Raw genomic sequence first — 13,531 nt, forward strand, 5'->3', positions numbered from 1 at the left:
CGAGGAGAGCCATGAGCGAGCGCCTTACGACCGGCGACACCGCCCCCGCCTTCACCCTGCCCGACGCGGACGGCAAGCAGGTGTCGCTCGCCGACCACAAGGGCCGCAAGGTCATCGTCTACTTCTACCCCGCCGCACTCACCCCCGGCTGCACCAAGCAGGCCTGCGACTTCACCGACAACCTCGACTTCCTCGCCGGCCACGGCTACGACGTCATCGGGATCTCCCCCGACAAGCCCGAGAAGCTCGCCAAGTTCCGCGAGAAGGAGAACCTGCGCGTCACCCTCCTCGGCGACCGCGACAAGGAGGTCCTCACCGCCTACGGCGCCTTCGGCGAGAAGAAGCTCTACGGCAAGACCGTCACCGGCGTCATCCGCTCCACCGTCATCATCGACGAGGACGGCAAGGTCGAGCGGGCCCTCTACAACGTCAAGGCCACCGGCCACGTCGCCAAGGTCATCAAGGACCTGGGGCTGTAGCCCCCGGCGCCAGCGCGCCCCGGCACACCGGACGATCGCCCTCCGGCACGTCCTCGGCCTCCGGCAGGTCGAGGACGGCCTGGGCGCCACCACCCGGCGCCGAACCGAACACCAGCCGGGCACCCAGCACCGCCGCCTGCCCCACCGCGATCGTCAGCCCCAGGCCATGCCCCGTGCCCCGCTCCGGCGCGGCCGTACGGAACCGCCGCGGCCCCTGATCCACCAGACCCGGCGGAAAACCGTCCCCGTGGTCCCGGATCACGATCCGCGTCCCGTCCACGGTGATCTCGATCGGCGGCCGGCCGTGCTTGGCCGCGTTCGCCAGGATGTTCACCAGGATCCGCTCCACCCGACGCGCGTCCGTCGCCACGATCCGGCCCTCGCCGACCACCTCGACCGCCACGTCGTCCACGCCCCGCTGACCACGCGCCCGCTTCACGATCCCGCGCACCAACGACGGCAGCTCCACCGCGTCCAGCTGCGCGCTCTCCACCCCCGCGTCCAGCCGCGAGACCTCCAGCAGATCCTCCACCAGCGCCCGCATCGTCTGCGCCCGCTCCTGCACCATCTCCACCGCCCGCGGATGCGGCAACAACTCCGCCGACGCCACCAGCCCCGCCACCGGCGTCCGCAACTCATGCGCCACATCCGCCGTGAACTGCCGCTCCGCCGACACCCGCGCCGCCAACGACGTCGCCATCTGATGCACCGACCGGCCCAGCTCCGCGACCTCGTCCCGGCCACCACCGCCCAGCGCCCCCGCGTCCAGGGTCTCCCCCGCCGCGATCCGCCGCGCCGCCGCCGCGCTCAACCGCAACCGCCGCGACAACCCCTGCGCCACGAACCACGCCACCACGGCCATCAACGCCACCGTCGCGGCACCCGCCACCACCAGCGCCTTGTCCAGCGCCCGCTGCAACGGATCACGCGCCGGGTACGACGCCGAGATCGACAACACCCGGTCCCCGGCCACCCCCGTCGCCGCCCACACCCGCGGATCCTCACCACCGCTGATGTACGTACCCGACTGCCCCCGCGCCACCGCCTGCGACAACGTGAACGGCAACGTCGAATCGTCCAGCTGCGCCCCCAGCGCCAGCGTCCCGTCCCGCTGATAGATCTGCAGCGCCGAACTCAGCAAACCGTCCTGATACGCCTTCGCCTGCCGGTCACGCTCCAGCCCCGAGATGTGGTGCACGGCCACACCCAGGACCACCACGGCCAACGCGGTGACGAAAGAGATCGCGAACGCGATCCGCCCACGAATACCCATCACGCGATCGGAAGAACCTCTCGGTGCTCACCGGAAGGGGTGGCACCCGTATAAACGACCTCCAGCGCGGTGAACGCCACCGAACCGTCGACCTCCTTCGGCCCGTACAGCCGCAGCTTCGCCTGGAACGACTTCGCCGCCGCCCCCGACGCCCCGCCCGACACCTGCACGACACCGCTGCCGTTCGCACCGTCCTCCGTATAGGCGTCCCAGCGGATACCACTGGCCACCCGGCCCGACGTCGAACAGTCCAGCGTGATGATCGTCGGCTCCTGCACCGGCTCGCCCATCCCGCAGTCCCGCACCCCGGGCAACTCCCGCGCCGCCGAATCCTCGGCCTCCACCTGCGAGCCCTCGGCCCCCGACCGCTGCGCCGCCGCGGTCTTCGGCGCCTCGTCCACCATGCTCGCCCGGTCCGTGGCGCTCTCCAGCCACACCCCGCCCGCCACCAGCACGGCCACCCCCACCAGGATCGCCACCACGCTGCGCCAACCCGCCCAGCGGGCCACGGTGCGGTCGGTCATCGGGCTCTCTTCCTCACTCACAGGCGGCTGTTCGTCCACGGGCCTGTCCCCTTCCCCGCTCTGACTGACGGAGAAATGCGCCCGCGCGTTCCCTTATGGCCCGCTTGGCTTGGTGTGCCATGCGTCAAGTCACCCCTTCCGCCCGGTTCCTGGCCGGGCGGCGCCCGGCCGCGCCGCCCGGCCCAGTACGATGGCGGTGCCGGGCGGCCGTGGTGGAACTGGCAGTCACGCTGGGTTTAGGTCCCAGTGGGGTAACACCCGTGAGGGTTCGAGTCCCTCCGGCCGCACAGACCGAAGGGCCGTCCCGCTCCGGCGGGACGGCCCTTCGGCGTACGGACGGCGGCGTGCCGTCACCCCAAAAGCTCCCGCACCACCGGCACCAGCGCCCGGAACGCCTTCCCCCGGTGGCTGATGGCGTTCTTCTCCTCCGCCGTCAGCTCCGCGCACGTGCGGGTCTCGCCCAGGGGCTGGAGGATCGGGTCGTAGCCGAAGCCGCCCGTGCCCGCCGGCTCGTGGCGGAGGGTGCCCTCCAGGCGGCCCTCGACGACGCGCTCGGTGCCGTCCGGCAGGGCGAGCGCCGCCGCGCAGGCGAAGTGGGCGCGGCGGTGCTCCTCCGCGATGTCGGAGAGCTGGGCCAGGAGCAGGTCGAGGTTGGCCTTGTCGTCGCCGTGGCGGCCCGCCCAGCGGGCGGAGAAGATGCCGGGGGCGCCGTTCAGGACGTCGACGCAGAGGCCGGAGTCGTCGGCGACGGCGGGGTGGCCGGTGGCCCGCGCCAGGGCGTGGGCCTTGAGGAGGGCGTTCTCGGCGAAGGTGACGCCGGTCTCCTTGACGTCGGGGATCTCGGGGTAGGCGTCGGCGCCGACGAGTTCGACGTCGAGGCCGGCGCCGGCGAGGATCGCGCGGAGCTCGGTGACCTTGTTGGCGTTGCGGGTGGCGAGGATCAGGCGCTTCATGGTGCCGATTATCCCGGGGGCTCCGACGGTGCCCCCGGGCGGCCGGGCCCGCTTACAGCGTGCGGGCCAGGGCCTCGCGCTGGGCCGCGTCGAGCGAGGCGCAGCCGGCGACGGCGAGGTCCAGGATGCTGTTGAGCTCGTCGCGGTCGAAGGGCTGCGCCTCGGCGGTGCCCTGGACCTCGACGAAGCGGCCGTCGCCGGTGCAGACGACGTTCATGTCGGTCTCGGCGCGGACGTCCTCCTCGTAGCAGAGGTCGAGGAGGGGGACGCCGTCGACGATGCCGACGCTGACGGCGGAGACGGTGCCGGTGAGCGGCTTGCGGCCGTGCTTGATGAGCTTCTTGCCCTGGGCCCAGGTGATGGCGTCGGCCAGCGCGACGTAGGCGCCGGTGATGGCGGCGGTGCGGGTGCCGCCGTCGGCCTGGAGGACGTCGCAGTCGAGGACGATGGTGTTCTCGCCGAGGGCCTTGAAGTCGATGACGGCGCGCAGGGAGCGGCCGATGAGGCGGGAGATCTCGTGGGTGCGGCCGCCGATCTTGCCGCGGACGGACTCGCGGTCGCCTCGGGTGTTGGTGGAGCGGGGCAGCATCGCGTATTCGGCGGTGACCCAGCCCTCGCCGGAGCCCTTGCGCCAGCGCGGGACGCCTTCGGTGACGCTGGCGGTGCAGAAGACCTTGGTGTCGCCGAAGGAGACGAGGACGGAGCCTTCGGCGTGCTTGCTCCAGCCGCGCTGGATGGTCACGGGGCGGAGCTGGTCGGGGGTACGGCCGTCGATGCGAGACATGGGTGTGAGCCTATCCGCAACGGCAGAGGGCCCTGTTCCGGTTGAGGGAGCAACCGGAACAGGGCCCTCGAGGGAGAGCGCGTGGCTCAGCTCACATCATGTCTTCGATGTCGGCGGCGATGGGGTCGGCGTCGGTGCCGATGACGACCTGGATGGCGGTGCCCATCTTGACGACGCCGTGGGCGCCGGCGGCCTTGAGCGCGGCCTCGTCGACGAGCTCGGGGTCCTTGACCTCGGTGCGGAGACGGGTGATGCAGCCCTCGATCTCCTCGATGTTGTCGATGCCGCCGAGGCCGGCGACGATCTTCTCAGCCTTGCTGGCCATGTGCACTCCTGGTTGTCTCGGCCCCTCGGCGATGTCGCCGACCGGCTTTCACACGGTATTCCACGTATAGCCCAACTATGCGGGCGTATGTCCGCCATCTCACGAAAGATGGCGACCACCCGGGACTGCGTTCCGGGGGCCTCACCGCCCATAAGTGGTCTACACCAGTATGCCAGCAGCCGGAGGACGCAGATGAGTTCGGTCGCCGCGGCGGCGCCCCGGAAGAAGTGGTCGCAGGGGCTGTTCCAGGGGCTGCAGAAGATGGGCCGCAGCCTCCAGTTGCCCATCGCGGTGCTGCCGGCGGCCGGCATCCTCAACCGGCTCGGCCAGCCGGACGTCTTCGGCAAGGACGGCCTGGGGTGGACGGACGTCGCCAAGGTGATGGCCGGGGCGGGCGGGGCGCTGCTGGACTCCTCGCTGGGGCTGCCGCTGCTCTTCGCGGTGGGTGTGGCGATCGGGATGGCGAAGAAGGCGGACGGTTCGACGGCGCTGGCGGCGGTGACGGGTTTCCTCGTCTATTACGCGGTGGTGCACCAGTTCCCGGAGACGTGTCCGGGCGGGGGCCGGTTCACGGGGCTGGGGCTGCTGAGCGGGGTGTGCGTGGGGACGGCCGGGCCGGCGGGCCCGGCGACGTACCAGAACCCGGGGGTGTTCGGCGGGATCGTGATCGGGCTGCTGGCGGCGTGGTTCTGGCAGCGTTTTCACCGGGTGCGGCTGGTGGACTGGCTGGGGTTCTTCAACGGCCGCCGGCTGGTGCCGATCATCATGGCGTTCGTGGCGATCGCCTTCGCCGCGCTGTGTCTGTGGATCTGGCCGCCGGTGGGGCGCGGTCTGACGAGCTTCAGCCAGTGGCTGTCGGATCTGGGCTCGTGGGGTGCGGGCATCTTCGGTGTGGCCAACCGGGCTCTGCTGGTGATCGGCCTGCATCAGTTCCTGAACGTGTTCGTCTGGTTCCAGTTCGGTTCGTTCACCAAGCCGGACGGCACGGTGGTGCACGGTGACATCAACCGGTTCCTGGCGGGCGACCCCCACGCGGGCCAGTTCACCTCGGGCTTCTTCCCGATCATGATGTTCGCGCTGCCAGCGGCGGCACTGGCGATCACCCACTGCGCCCGGCCGCACCACCGCAAGGTGGTGGGCGGCATGATGCTGTCGGTGGGCCTGACCTCGCTGGTCACGGGCATCACCGAGCCGATCGAGTACTCGTTCCTCTTTATCGCGCCGGCGCTCTACGTGGTCCACGCGGTGCTGACGGGCGTCTCGATGGCGGTCACGTGGGGGCTGGGGGTGCACGACGGCTTCAGCTTCTCGGCGGGCCTGATCGACTACGTCATCAACTGGGGACTGGCGACCAAGCCGTGGCTGATCATCCCGATCGGGCTGTGTTTCGCCGTCGTCTATTACGCGGTCTTCCGGTTCGCGATCACCTTCTTCGACCTGCCGACGCCGGGCCGTGAGCCGGAGGAGCTGGCGGAGCGGATCGAGAAGGACAACGTCGGGTAACCCCGCGTTAATGAACGTGCCGTAAGGGTGGCGTGACACAGCGCTGAGCGCTCACGCCGCCCTTACGTCTGTGCTCCAGGCCACCTGGAACGATGGATTCCTTTATGCCCGACTCACGTGCTACAACAGGTCTAAACCAGTAGTGGTGTAGACCAAATCGCGGGCCGTCCCCCTTTCCCCCGAGCGCCCGCCTCACCTGGAGGAATCCGATGAGTACGGCAGCCAAGGCGGCGAAGAAGGCGCCTGGAAAGGCCGGGAAGGCCGAGAAGGCTGAAAAGCCCGAAAAGGCCGCACCGGAGCAGAAGAACGCACCGGAGAAGAAGAAGAAGAAGATCGGCGCCGGCGCCATGGCGATCGCCCAGCGTATCGGTCGCAGCCTGATGCTGCCGGTGGCCGTGCTGCCGGCCGCCGCGCTGCTGGTGCGCCTGGGCAACGACGACATGCTCGGCCGGAAGTCGTTCCCCGAGTTCATCATCAAGATCGCCGGTTATATGTCGGCCGGCGGCAACGCGCTGCTGAGCAACATGGCGCTCCTCTTCGCCGTCGGTGTCGCCATCGGCTTCGCGAAGAAGTCGGACGGCTCCACCGCCCTGGCCGCCGTCACCGGCTACCTGGTCTTCCAGAAGGTGCTGGCCACCTTCACCGACGGCAACCTGCCCAAGGTCGCCACGGTGGTCGACAACAAGATCGTGATGGTGGAGAAGCCGGTCGACGCCGGTGTGCTCGGCGGCATCGTCATGGGTCTGGTCGTGGCCCTGCTCTTCCAGCGCTACAGCCGCAAGAAGCTCCCGGACTGGCTGGGCTTCTTCGGCGGCCGCCGTCTCGTCCCGATCCTCTCGGCCTTCGCCGGTCTGCTCATCGGCATCGTCTTCGGCCTCATCTGGCCGGTCCTCGGCGCGGGCCTCCACAACTTCGGCGAGTGGCTGGTGGGCTCCGGCGCCGTGGGCGCGGGCATCTTCGGTGTCGCCAACCGTGCCCTGATCCCGGTCGGCATGCACCACCTGCTGAACTCCTTCCCCTGGCTGCAGGCCGGCGAGTTCCACGGCAAGAACGGCGACATCGCCCGCTTCCTCGCCGGCGACCCGAACGCCGGACAGTTCATGACCGGCTTCTTCCCGATCATGATGTTCGCCCTCCCGGCGGCCTGCCTGGCGATCGTCCACTGCGCCCGCCCGGAGAACCGCAAGGTCGTCGGCGGCATGATGACCTCGCTCGCGCTCACCGCGTTCGTCACCGGCGTGACCGAGCCGATCGAGTTCACCTTCATGTTCGTCGCCCCGGTCCTCTACGCGATCCACGCGGCCCTCACCGGTGTCTCGCTGGCCCTGACCTGGGCGCTCGGCATGAAGGACGGCTTCGGCTTCTCCGCCGGCGCCATCGACTTCGTGCTCAACCTGGGCATCGCCACCAAGCCGTGGCTGCTGGCCCTGGTGGGCCTCGCCTTCGGCGCCCTGTACTACGTGGTGTTCCGCTTCGCGATCACGAAGTTCAACCTCCCGACCCCGGGCCGCGAGCCCGAGGCCCAGCTCGAGGACGTCAAGTGACGATCTGACGAGCGCTCGTCACGAAGCCCCCGGAACTGTCAGGTGTTCCGGGGGCTTCGGCGTATCGGCGCCGAGGATCAGAGCTCGTACACCGCCCCCGCGTGCGCCAGCTCCGCCGGGCCGTCGTAGACCGAGCGCGCGTCGCGGAGGTTGGCGAGGGGGTCCGTCCACGGCGGGATGTGGGTGAGGACCAGCCGGGCCGCCCCGGCGCCGGCGGCGACCGCGCCCGCCTCCAGACCGTTGAGGTGGAGGTCGGGGATGTCCTCCTTGCCGTGGGTGAAGGACGCCTCGCACAGCAGCAGGTCCGTGCCCCGGGCCAGCTCGTGGAGGGCCTCGCAGGGGCCGGTGTCGCCCGAGTACACCAGCGACGTGCCGCCGTGCTCGACCCGGAAGGCGTACGCCTCCACGGGGTGGCTCACCCGGGCCGTGCGGACGGTCAGCGGGCCCAGGGTGAAGGTGCCCGGATTGAAAGTCCGGAAGTCGAAGACCTCGCTCATGCAGGCCTCGTCGGGGACGTCGCCGTACGCGGTGACCAGCCGCCGCTCGGTGTCCGCGGGGCCGTACACCGGGATGGCGTCGGCCCGGCCGCCCTCGTGGCGGTAGTAGCGGGCGACGAAGTAGCCGCACATGTCGATGAAGTGATCGGGGTGCAGGTGCGACAGGAGCACGGCGTCGAGGTCGTAGAGACCGATGTGGCGTTGCAGCTCGCCGAGGGCGCCATTGCCCATGTCGAGGAGGATCCGATAGCCGTCGGCCTCCACCAGATAGCTCGAGCAGGCCGATTCCGTGGACGGGAACGAGCCCGAGCATCCGACGACGGTGAGCTTCATGCGGGCCTGAACCTCCGTGGGCCGGTTACGGGGGGCCATGCGGTGCAGTCGAGGGTAAGGCGAGAGAACGGGCCGTGACTCCTCCGGGACGGTGCGTGTGGGCGGAATCACCAGGACGGACGTGGTCGCGCCGGTGGGCCCGCACGCGCCGGGGCCCCGGCCGCGCTTGCCGGTGAAGCGCGATCGGGGCCCCGCGAACGTGAAGAACGGAGAACAGAGATCGGAGAACGAGAAGGAACGGAGAACGGGCGGCGGACGTGGCTACAGCGGCGGCCGGTGCGCCTCGGCGCGGTCCAGCGTGTCCATGAAGCGCTGGAAGCGCTCGGCCGACTCCTTGCTGCCGGCCGTCACCGTGAACACCTCCGGCGTCATGAACGCCGCCAGCCGCTCGCGCGTCTCAGGGGCGAGCGCATCCCAGGCCGCTCGATCCAGCCGTGACTGCGCCGCAGCTTCCGCACTGCCAGTTTCCATTGTTGAGTTGCCTCATGTCCGAAGATCCACATGCGGGACAGTTCATGCGCGTCTCCTACGTGATGATGTCAGCCGCTTCCCAACATCGGTAGTGCAAGTTCACCCGTGCACAGTTCTGTTTTTTACGGACCGGCGCGCTCGGACGGCGCGTTGGGGCGGAACCGGGGTCAGGCCCAGAGCTGGCCGTGGAGGTTCTCGACGGCCTCTTCCGTGGTGGGGGCGGTGTAGACGCCCGTGGACAGGTACTTCCAGCCGCCGTCGGCGACGATGAAGACGATGTCGGCCCGCTCCCCCGCCCGTACGGCCTTCCGGGCGACGCCCAGCGCGGCGTGGAGGACCGCGCCGGTGGAGATGCCCGCGAAGATTCCCTCCTCGGTGAGGAGTTCGCGAGTGCGGCGGACGGCGTCCTCGGAGCCCACGGAGAACCGGGTGGTGAGGACGGAGGCGTCGTAGAGCTCGGGCACGAAGCCCTCGTCGAGATTGCGCAGGCCGTAGACGAGGTCGTCGTAGCGCGGCTCGGCGGCGACGACCGCCACGTCCGGCTTGTGCTCGCGCAGGTAGCGGCCGACGCCCATCAGGGTGCCGGTGGTGCCGAGCCCGGCGACGAAGTGGGTGATCTCGGGGAGGTCGGCGAGGATCTCGGGGCCGGTGGTCGCGTAGTGGGCGCCGGCGTTGTCGGGGTTGCCGTACTGGTAGAGCATCACCCAGTCGGGGTGCTGCTCGGCGAGCTCCTTGGCCATGCGCACGGCCGTGTTGGAGCCCCCGGCGGCGGGCGAGGGGATGATCTCGGCGCCCCACATGGCGAGCAGCGAGCGGCGCTCCTCGCTGGTGTTCTCCGGCATCACGCACACCATGCGGTAGCCCTTGAGCCTGGCCGCCATGGCGAGGGAGATGCCGGTGTTGCCGGAGGTGGGCTCGAGGATGACGCAGCCCGGGGTGAGCCGGCCGGCCTTCTCCGCCTGCTCGATCATGTGGAGGGCGGGGCGGTCCTTGACCGAGCCGGTGGGGTTGCGGTCCTCCAGCTTGGCCCAGACGCGGACGTCCTCGGCCGGGGACAGGCGCGGCAGGCGGACGAGCGGGGTATTGCCCACCGCGGCCAGGAGGCTGTCGTAGCGCATGCGGGACGCGCCGCCGATCAGACCGCGCCGCCGGCCACGGCCGGGAGGATCGTCACGCTGTCGCCGTCGCCGAGCTCGGTGGCGATGCCGCCGAGGAAGCGGACGTCCTCGTCGTTGAGGTAGACGTTGACGAAGCGGCGGAGCTCGCCCTTGTCGTCGACGAGGCGCTCGCGGATGCCCGCGTGCCGGGTCTCGAGGTCCTTGAAGAGCTCGTCGAGCGTGGCGCCGCTGCCCTCGACGGCCTTCTGGCCGTCCGTGTAGGTGCGGAGGATGGTCGGGATGCGGACCTCGATGGCCATGGGGTGCTCCTGTCGGAGTGCGGAGAGGTGCCTGGTTCCAGTGGGAGAACGGTGGGCGCATCGTATCGATTCCCCGTGCGCCAGCCGTATGTTCGTCCCGGTATGCGGGATGTGCCGTCTCGGGTCCCGGTACCCGCTCAGTACGCCGGGACGACCTTCACCTCCTCCTCGGTGACCTCGCCGTCGACGATGCGGAAGGAGCGGAACTGGAAGGGGCCGGAGCCGTCGGTGTCGGCGGTGGAGACGAGCACGTAGTGGGCGCCGGGCTCGTTGGCGTAGGAGATGTCGGTGCGGGAGGGGTAGGCCTCGGTCGCGGTGTGCGAGTGGTAGATGACGACCGGTTCCTCATCGCGGTCGTCCATCTCGCGGTAGAGCTTGAGCAGGTCGGTCGAGTCGAACTCGTAGAACGTGGGCGACCGGGCGGCGTTGAGCATGGGGATGAACCGCTCGGGCCGCCCGCCGCCCTCGGGACCCGCGACCACGCCGCACGCCTCGTCGGGGTGGTCGGCGCGGGCGTGCTCGACGATCCGGTCGTACAGGGCCTGGGTGATGGTCAGCATGCGCGTCAGGATAAGCACAGGACAGGCCCCGTACCGAGGTCGGTACGGGGCCTGTTCCGGCAGAATTCACACTGGCTTACGCGGCCGGCGTGTAGTCCTTGCGCTCGAACGCCTTGGGGTTGCGCTTCTTGAGCACGAGGTAGGACACCCACATGATCGCGGCCCAGCCGGGCGCGCAGTACAGCGAGATCCGCGCGTCCTTGTCGATGCCCATGAGCACGATCACCATGAAGATGAAGGCCAGGGCGAACAGGCTGGTCCAGGGCGCGCCCGGGGCCTTGAGCTCGGACTGGGGCAGCTCGCCGCGGTCCGCCTTGCGGCGGTAGCGGAGCTGGGCGACGAGGATCATGATCCAGGCCCACATACCGGAGATGGTCGCGAAGGAGACGACGTAGTCGAACGCCTTGCCCGGCCACTGGTAGTTGATCCAGACGCCGATGAGCATCAGCGCGGCGGAGAAGGTCGTGCCGCGGAAGGGCAGGCCCTTCTTGGACAGCTGGCCGAAGAACTTCGGGCCCTGGCCGTTGAGGGACAGGTCGCGGAGCATGCGGCCGGTGGAGTACATGCCGGAGTTGCAGGACGACAGCGCCGCGGTGAGCACCACGAAGTTGACGATGCCGGCGCCGGCGGGCAGGCCGATCTTGGCGAAGGCGGCCACGAACGGGCTGACGCCCGGCATGAACTCGGTCCAGGGGACGATCGACAGGATGATGATGAGCGCGCCCAGGTAGAAGACGGCGATGCGCCACGGCACGGTGTTGATGGCCTTGGGCAGGGTCTTCTTGGGGTCGGCGGCCTCGCCCGCCGTGACGCCGACGAGCTCGACGGCCAGGAAGGCGAACATCACGATCTGCAGGGTCATCAGCGTGCCGCCGATGCCCTTGGGGAAGAACCCGCCGTGGTTCCACAGGAGGTTGAAGGAAGCGGTGTCGCCGGCCTTGGAGAAGCCGAGGGTGATGACACCGACGCCGATCAGGATCATGCCGATGATGGCGGTGACCTTGACCATCGAGAACCAGAACTCCAGCTCACCGAAGAGCTTTACGGAGATCAGGTTGACGAAGTAGAGAATGACGGTGAAGACCAGCGCCGAAGCCCATTGGGGAATGCCCTTGTTCCAGTACTGGACATAGGCGGCGGCCGCTGTGACCTCGGTGATGCCGGTGACGACCCAGAAGAGCCAGTACGTCCAGCCGGTCACATAACCCCAGAAGGGGCCGAGGAACTCTCGGGCGTAGTCCGAGAAGGAGCCCGAGACCGGGCGGTACATGAGCAGCTCGCCGAGCGCTCGCATGATGAAGAAGATGACCAGGCCTGCGATGGCGTAGGCCAGGATGAGGCTGGGTCCGGCCTTGGATATGGCCTTGCCCGCGCCGAGGAACAGCCCGGTGCCGATGGCGCCACCAATGGCGATCATCTGAATCTGTCGGTTGCCGAGTCCCCGCTCGTAACCTTCGGAAGCTTCCTGTCCGCTTCCTTCTCCGTCCCGCACTGCGGTGCGGTCGGCGACCTGCTCAGAGGTCATGGTGGTGCGCCTTTCTCCATACCGATCCGGTTGCTCCGGATCGGGTACCGATCCCCCCGGATGGAGTCCTGCTAGGTGCCGACGGTCGGCCGGCTCAGCGCCCCCGCCGTGACAGGGGTGGCGTCACGGAGGCAGGTCGGCAAGAAGTATCACGTCTAAAGGCGAGATCAATGTGTCTCTTGTGGCGCATGACACAAATAAATCAGGACAAAAGCAAAGACGGCGGCTTAATTGCCGCCGTCACAGTGACGTGATCGTTATTCGGAATTGAGCGTTCGGTTAGCGAACGTCCGAAGAGTACTCCGAATACCGGAAAGTAACTTCACGAAGTGAGCGCCTCCACCAGCGTCTCCTGCAGTCCGCCGAGCCAGAGGTAGGCCATCACCATGGGCTTGCGCGGATCGCTGTCCGGCAGCCGGTAGAGGGCGTCGCCGTCGTCGTCGGCGGTGATCTCCAGCCGGGCCGCGATGGTCAGCCGGAGGTCGTTGAGCGTGCCCAGCCACTGCCGGCAGCCCTCGGCCTCCAGGCGCAACACGGCGCCCCCCTCGCCGCCGGGGCTGAGGGAGTCCAGGGAGCGGACGACGCCGAGGGCGTCCTGGCGCTTGCGTTCGCGAAGGTCGTTCTCGGTGTAGCGGCGGAATTCGGCCGCGTGGGCGCGCTCCTGCTGGTCCTGCTCGGCGCCGGGGGTGCCGTAGGCGTCCGGGAAGAGGCGGGCCAGGGCGGGGTCGGACGGCGGCTCGCTGGGGCCCTCGGCGAAGAGCCTGGCCAGCGGGTCGGCGGCCTCGGGGCCCTCCGCCTCGCCGGGGCCGATCAGCTCCAGGAGCTGGACGGCCAGGCTGCGCAGGATGGAGATCTCGACCTCGTCCAGGGCGACGGCGGCCCCGCCGCCCGCGAGCGGCTCGAAGTGCCCCGCCATCAACGGTCCTGGGAGAGGGTCGCCCAGAGCCCGTAGCCGTGCATCGCCTGCACGTCGCGCTCCATCTCCTCACGGCTGCCGCTGGAGACCGCGGCGCGGCCCTTGTGATGGACGTCGAGCATCAGCCGGTGCGCCTTGTCCTTGGGGTAGCCGAAGTAGGCCTGGAACACATATGTCACATAACTCATGAGGTTCACGGGGTCGTTATGAACCAGGGTCACCCAGGGGACGTCGGGGTCGGCCACAGCGAAGGGCGACTCGCCCGTTTCGGGTCGTTCGATCTCGACCGGTGCAACACTCACGCTTCCCATGCTGCCACTCGTCGTGTCCCCACGCATAAACGCCCCCCGTGCGGGACGCGCGAACGGCCCCCGTACGAACGGTTTCCTGAACGCCTTCCAGAAATCGTCACTCTGACGAGTACCGG

At 69.2% G+C, this 13,531-nt stretch carries 16 protein-coding genes and 1 tRNA gene; 4 read left to right on the top strand and 13 right to left on the bottom strand.

From position 1 onward, the window contains the following. Nucleotides 1-11: 11 nt before the first annotated feature. Nucleotides 12-479, top strand: coding sequence for a thioredoxin-dependent thiol peroxidase (gene bcp / locus IE096_RS17500; RefSeq protein WP_189452655.1), 468 nt, complete (start codon nucleotides 12-14; stop codon nucleotides 477-479). Here the strand turns inward: bcp and IE096_RS31850 are convergent. Further along, nucleotides 460-1,752 (bottom strand): sensor histidine kinase, encoded by a 1,293-nt coding sequence (locus IE096_RS31850; RefSeq protein WP_189452657.1) that lies wholly within the window; start codon nucleotides 1,750-1,752, stop codon nucleotides 460-462. The two genes, bcp and IE096_RS31850, sit on opposite strands and share 20 nt — an antisense overlap. Continuing rightward, the gene (locus IE096_RS31855; protein WP_189452659.1) at nucleotides 1,752-2,276 is read right to left on the bottom strand and encodes a hypothetical protein; all 525 of its coding nucleotides are present in this window, start codon (nucleotides 2,274-2,276) and stop codon (nucleotides 1,752-1,754) included. Before IE096_RS31855 ends, IE096_RS31850 begins: the two co-directional genes overlap by 1 nt. A gap of 203 nt (nucleotides 2,277-2,479) precedes the next feature. On the opposite strand from IE096_RS31855, the gene IE096_RS17515 reads away from it, so the two are divergent. Continuing rightward, nucleotides 2,480-2,563, top strand: a tRNA-Leu gene (locus IE096_RS17515). Nucleotides 2,564-2,626: 63 nt separating this feature from the next. Here the strand turns inward: IE096_RS17515 and IE096_RS17520 are convergent. The 3 genes from IE096_RS17520 to IE096_RS17530 form a co-directional block, all read right to left on the bottom strand. Further along, nucleotides 2,627-3,229 (bottom strand): XTP/dITP diphosphatase, encoded by a 603-nt coding sequence (locus IE096_RS17520; RefSeq protein ID WP_189452661.1) that lies wholly within the window; start codon nucleotides 3,227-3,229, stop codon nucleotides 2,627-2,629. A gap of 52 nt (nucleotides 3,230-3,281) precedes the next feature. Beyond that, nucleotides 3,282-4,013: a ribonuclease PH gene (gene rph / locus IE096_RS17525; RefSeq protein ID WP_189452663.1), complete on the bottom strand. Its 732-nt coding sequence runs from the start codon at nucleotides 4,011-4,013 to the stop codon at nucleotides 3,282-3,284. A 91-nt stretch (nucleotides 4,014-4,104) separates the two neighbouring features. Beyond that, complete coding sequence (locus tag IE096_RS17530; RefSeq protein WP_189452664.1) at nucleotides 4,105-4,338, bottom strand: PTS sugar transporter subunit IIB; 234 nt, start codon at nucleotides 4,336-4,338, stop codon at nucleotides 4,105-4,107. Between the two features lie 192 nt (nucleotides 4,339-4,530). On the opposite strand from IE096_RS17530, the gene IE096_RS17535 reads away from it, so the two are divergent. Beyond that, the gene (locus IE096_RS17535) at nucleotides 4,531-5,841 is read left to right on the top strand and encodes a PTS transporter subunit EIIC (RefSeq protein ID WP_189452666.1); all 1,311 of its coding nucleotides are present in this window, start codon (nucleotides 4,531-4,533) and stop codon (nucleotides 5,839-5,841) included. A 347-nt stretch (nucleotides 5,842-6,188) separates the two neighbouring features. Further along, nucleotides 6,189-7,385: a PTS transporter subunit EIIC gene (locus IE096_RS17540; protein ID WP_189452869.1), complete on the top strand. Its 1,197-nt coding sequence runs from the start codon at nucleotides 6,189-6,191 to the stop codon at nucleotides 7,383-7,385. A gap of 77 nt (nucleotides 7,386-7,462) precedes the next feature. On the opposite strand, the gene IE096_RS17545 is transcribed toward IE096_RS17540, so the two are convergent. From IE096_RS17545 to clpS, 8 genes are all read right to left on the bottom strand, one after another. Next, a complete protein-coding gene (locus IE096_RS17545) occupies nucleotides 7,463-8,215 on the bottom strand; it encodes an MBL fold metallo-hydrolase (protein ID WP_189452669.1) in 753 nt (250 codons plus the stop codon). 397 nt (nucleotides 8,216-8,612) lie between these two features. Further along, the gene (locus IE096_RS32175; RefSeq protein WP_126914323.1) at nucleotides 8,613-8,732 is read right to left on the bottom strand and encodes a transposase; all 120 of its coding nucleotides are present in this window, start codon (nucleotides 8,730-8,732) and stop codon (nucleotides 8,613-8,615) included. 121 nt (nucleotides 8,733-8,853) lie between these two features. Beyond that, the gene (locus tag IE096_RS17555) at nucleotides 8,854-9,804 is read right to left on the bottom strand and encodes a PLP-dependent cysteine synthase family protein (protein ID WP_189452671.1); all 951 of its coding nucleotides are present in this window, start codon (nucleotides 9,802-9,804) and stop codon (nucleotides 8,854-8,856) included. 17 nt (nucleotides 9,805-9,821) lie between these two features. Beyond that, a complete protein-coding gene (locus IE096_RS17560) occupies nucleotides 9,822-10,103 on the bottom strand; it encodes a MoaD/ThiS family protein (protein WP_189452672.1) in 282 nt (93 codons plus the stop codon). A gap of 137 nt (nucleotides 10,104-10,240) precedes the next feature. After that, nucleotides 10,241-10,663: a M67 family metallopeptidase gene (locus IE096_RS17565; RefSeq protein WP_189452674.1), complete on the bottom strand. Its 423-nt coding sequence runs from the start codon at nucleotides 10,661-10,663 to the stop codon at nucleotides 10,241-10,243. A 76-nt stretch (nucleotides 10,664-10,739) separates the two neighbouring features. Beyond that, a complete protein-coding gene (locus IE096_RS17570) occupies nucleotides 10,740-12,188 on the bottom strand; it encodes an amino acid permease (RefSeq protein ID WP_189452683.1) in 1,449 nt (482 codons plus the stop codon). 322 nt (nucleotides 12,189-12,510) lie between these two features. Beyond that, entirely contained in the window at nucleotides 12,511-13,104 is a 594-nt protein-coding gene (locus IE096_RS17575; protein WP_189452685.1) for a DUF2017 domain-containing protein, read from the bottom strand. Continuing rightward, nucleotides 13,104-13,415 (bottom strand): ATP-dependent Clp protease adapter ClpS, encoded by a 312-nt coding sequence (clpS, locus tag IE096_RS17580; protein WP_189452687.1) that lies wholly within the window; start codon nucleotides 13,413-13,415, stop codon nucleotides 13,104-13,106. Before clpS ends, IE096_RS17575 begins: the two co-directional genes overlap by 1 nt. Nucleotides 13,416-13,531: the final 116 nt, after the last annotated feature.

Source organism: Streptomyces abikoensis, assembly GCF_014648775.1.
GTDB lineage: Bacteria > Actinomycetota > Actinomycetes > Streptomycetales > Streptomycetaceae > Streptomyces > Streptomyces abikoensis.

Excerpts from the sequence above, each read along its gene's own strand:
- IE096_RS17555 (WP_189452671.1), bottom strand. The coding sequence starts at position 9,804 with ATGCGCTACGACAGCCTCCTGGCCGCGGTGGGCAATACCCCGCTCGTC.
- IE096_RS17535 (WP_189452666.1), top strand. The coding sequence starts at position 4,531 with ATGAGTTCGGTCGCCGCGGCGGCGCCCCGGAAGAAGTGGTCGCAGGGG.
- IE096_RS17570 (WP_189452683.1), bottom strand. The coding sequence starts at position 12,188 with ATGACCTCTGAGCAGGTCGCCGACCGCACCGCAGTGCGGGACGGAGAA.
- clpS (WP_189452687.1), bottom strand. The coding sequence starts at position 13,415 with ATGGGAAGCGTGAGTGTTGCACCGGTCGAGATCGAACGACCCGAAACG.
- IE096_RS17565 (WP_189452674.1), bottom strand. The coding sequence starts at position 10,663 with ATGCTGACCATCACCCAGGCCCTGTACGACCGGATCGTCGAGCACGCC.
- IE096_RS32175 (WP_126914323.1), bottom strand. The coding sequence starts at position 8,732 with ATGAACTGTCCCGCATGTGGATCTTCGGACATGAGGCAACTCAACAAT.
- rph (WP_189452663.1), bottom strand. The coding sequence starts at position 4,013 with ATGTCTCGCATCGACGGCCGTACCCCCGACCAGCTCCGCCCCGTGACC.
- IE096_RS17545 (WP_189452669.1), bottom strand. The coding sequence starts at position 8,215 with ATGAAGCTCACCGTCGTCGGATGCTCGGGCTCGTTCCCGTCCACGGAA.
- bcp (WP_189452655.1), top strand. The coding sequence starts at position 12 with ATGAGCGAGCGCCTTACGACCGGCGACACCGCCCCCGCCTTCACCCTG.
- IE096_RS17520 (WP_189452661.1), bottom strand. The coding sequence starts at position 3,229 with ATGAAGCGCCTGATCCTCGCCACCCGCAACGCCAACAAGGTCACCGAG.
- IE096_RS17575 (WP_189452685.1), bottom strand. The coding sequence starts at position 13,104 with ATGGCGGGGCACTTCGAGCCGCTCGCGGGCGGCGGGGCCGCCGTCGCC.
- IE096_RS31850 (WP_189452657.1), bottom strand. The coding sequence starts at position 1,752 with ATGGGTATTCGTGGGCGGATCGCGTTCGCGATCTCTTTCGTCACCGCG.
- IE096_RS17540 (WP_189452869.1), top strand. The coding sequence starts at position 6,189 with ATGGCGATCGCCCAGCGTATCGGTCGCAGCCTGATGCTGCCGGTGGCC.
- IE096_RS31855 (WP_189452659.1), bottom strand. The coding sequence starts at position 2,276 with ATGACCGACCGCACCGTGGCCCGCTGGGCGGGTTGGCGCAGCGTGGTG.
- IE096_RS17530 (WP_189452664.1), bottom strand. The coding sequence starts at position 4,338 with ATGGCCAGCAAGGCTGAGAAGATCGTCGCCGGCCTCGGCGGCATCGAC.
- IE096_RS17560 (WP_189452672.1), bottom strand. The coding sequence starts at position 10,103 with ATGGCCATCGAGGTCCGCATCCCGACCATCCTCCGCACCTACACGGAC.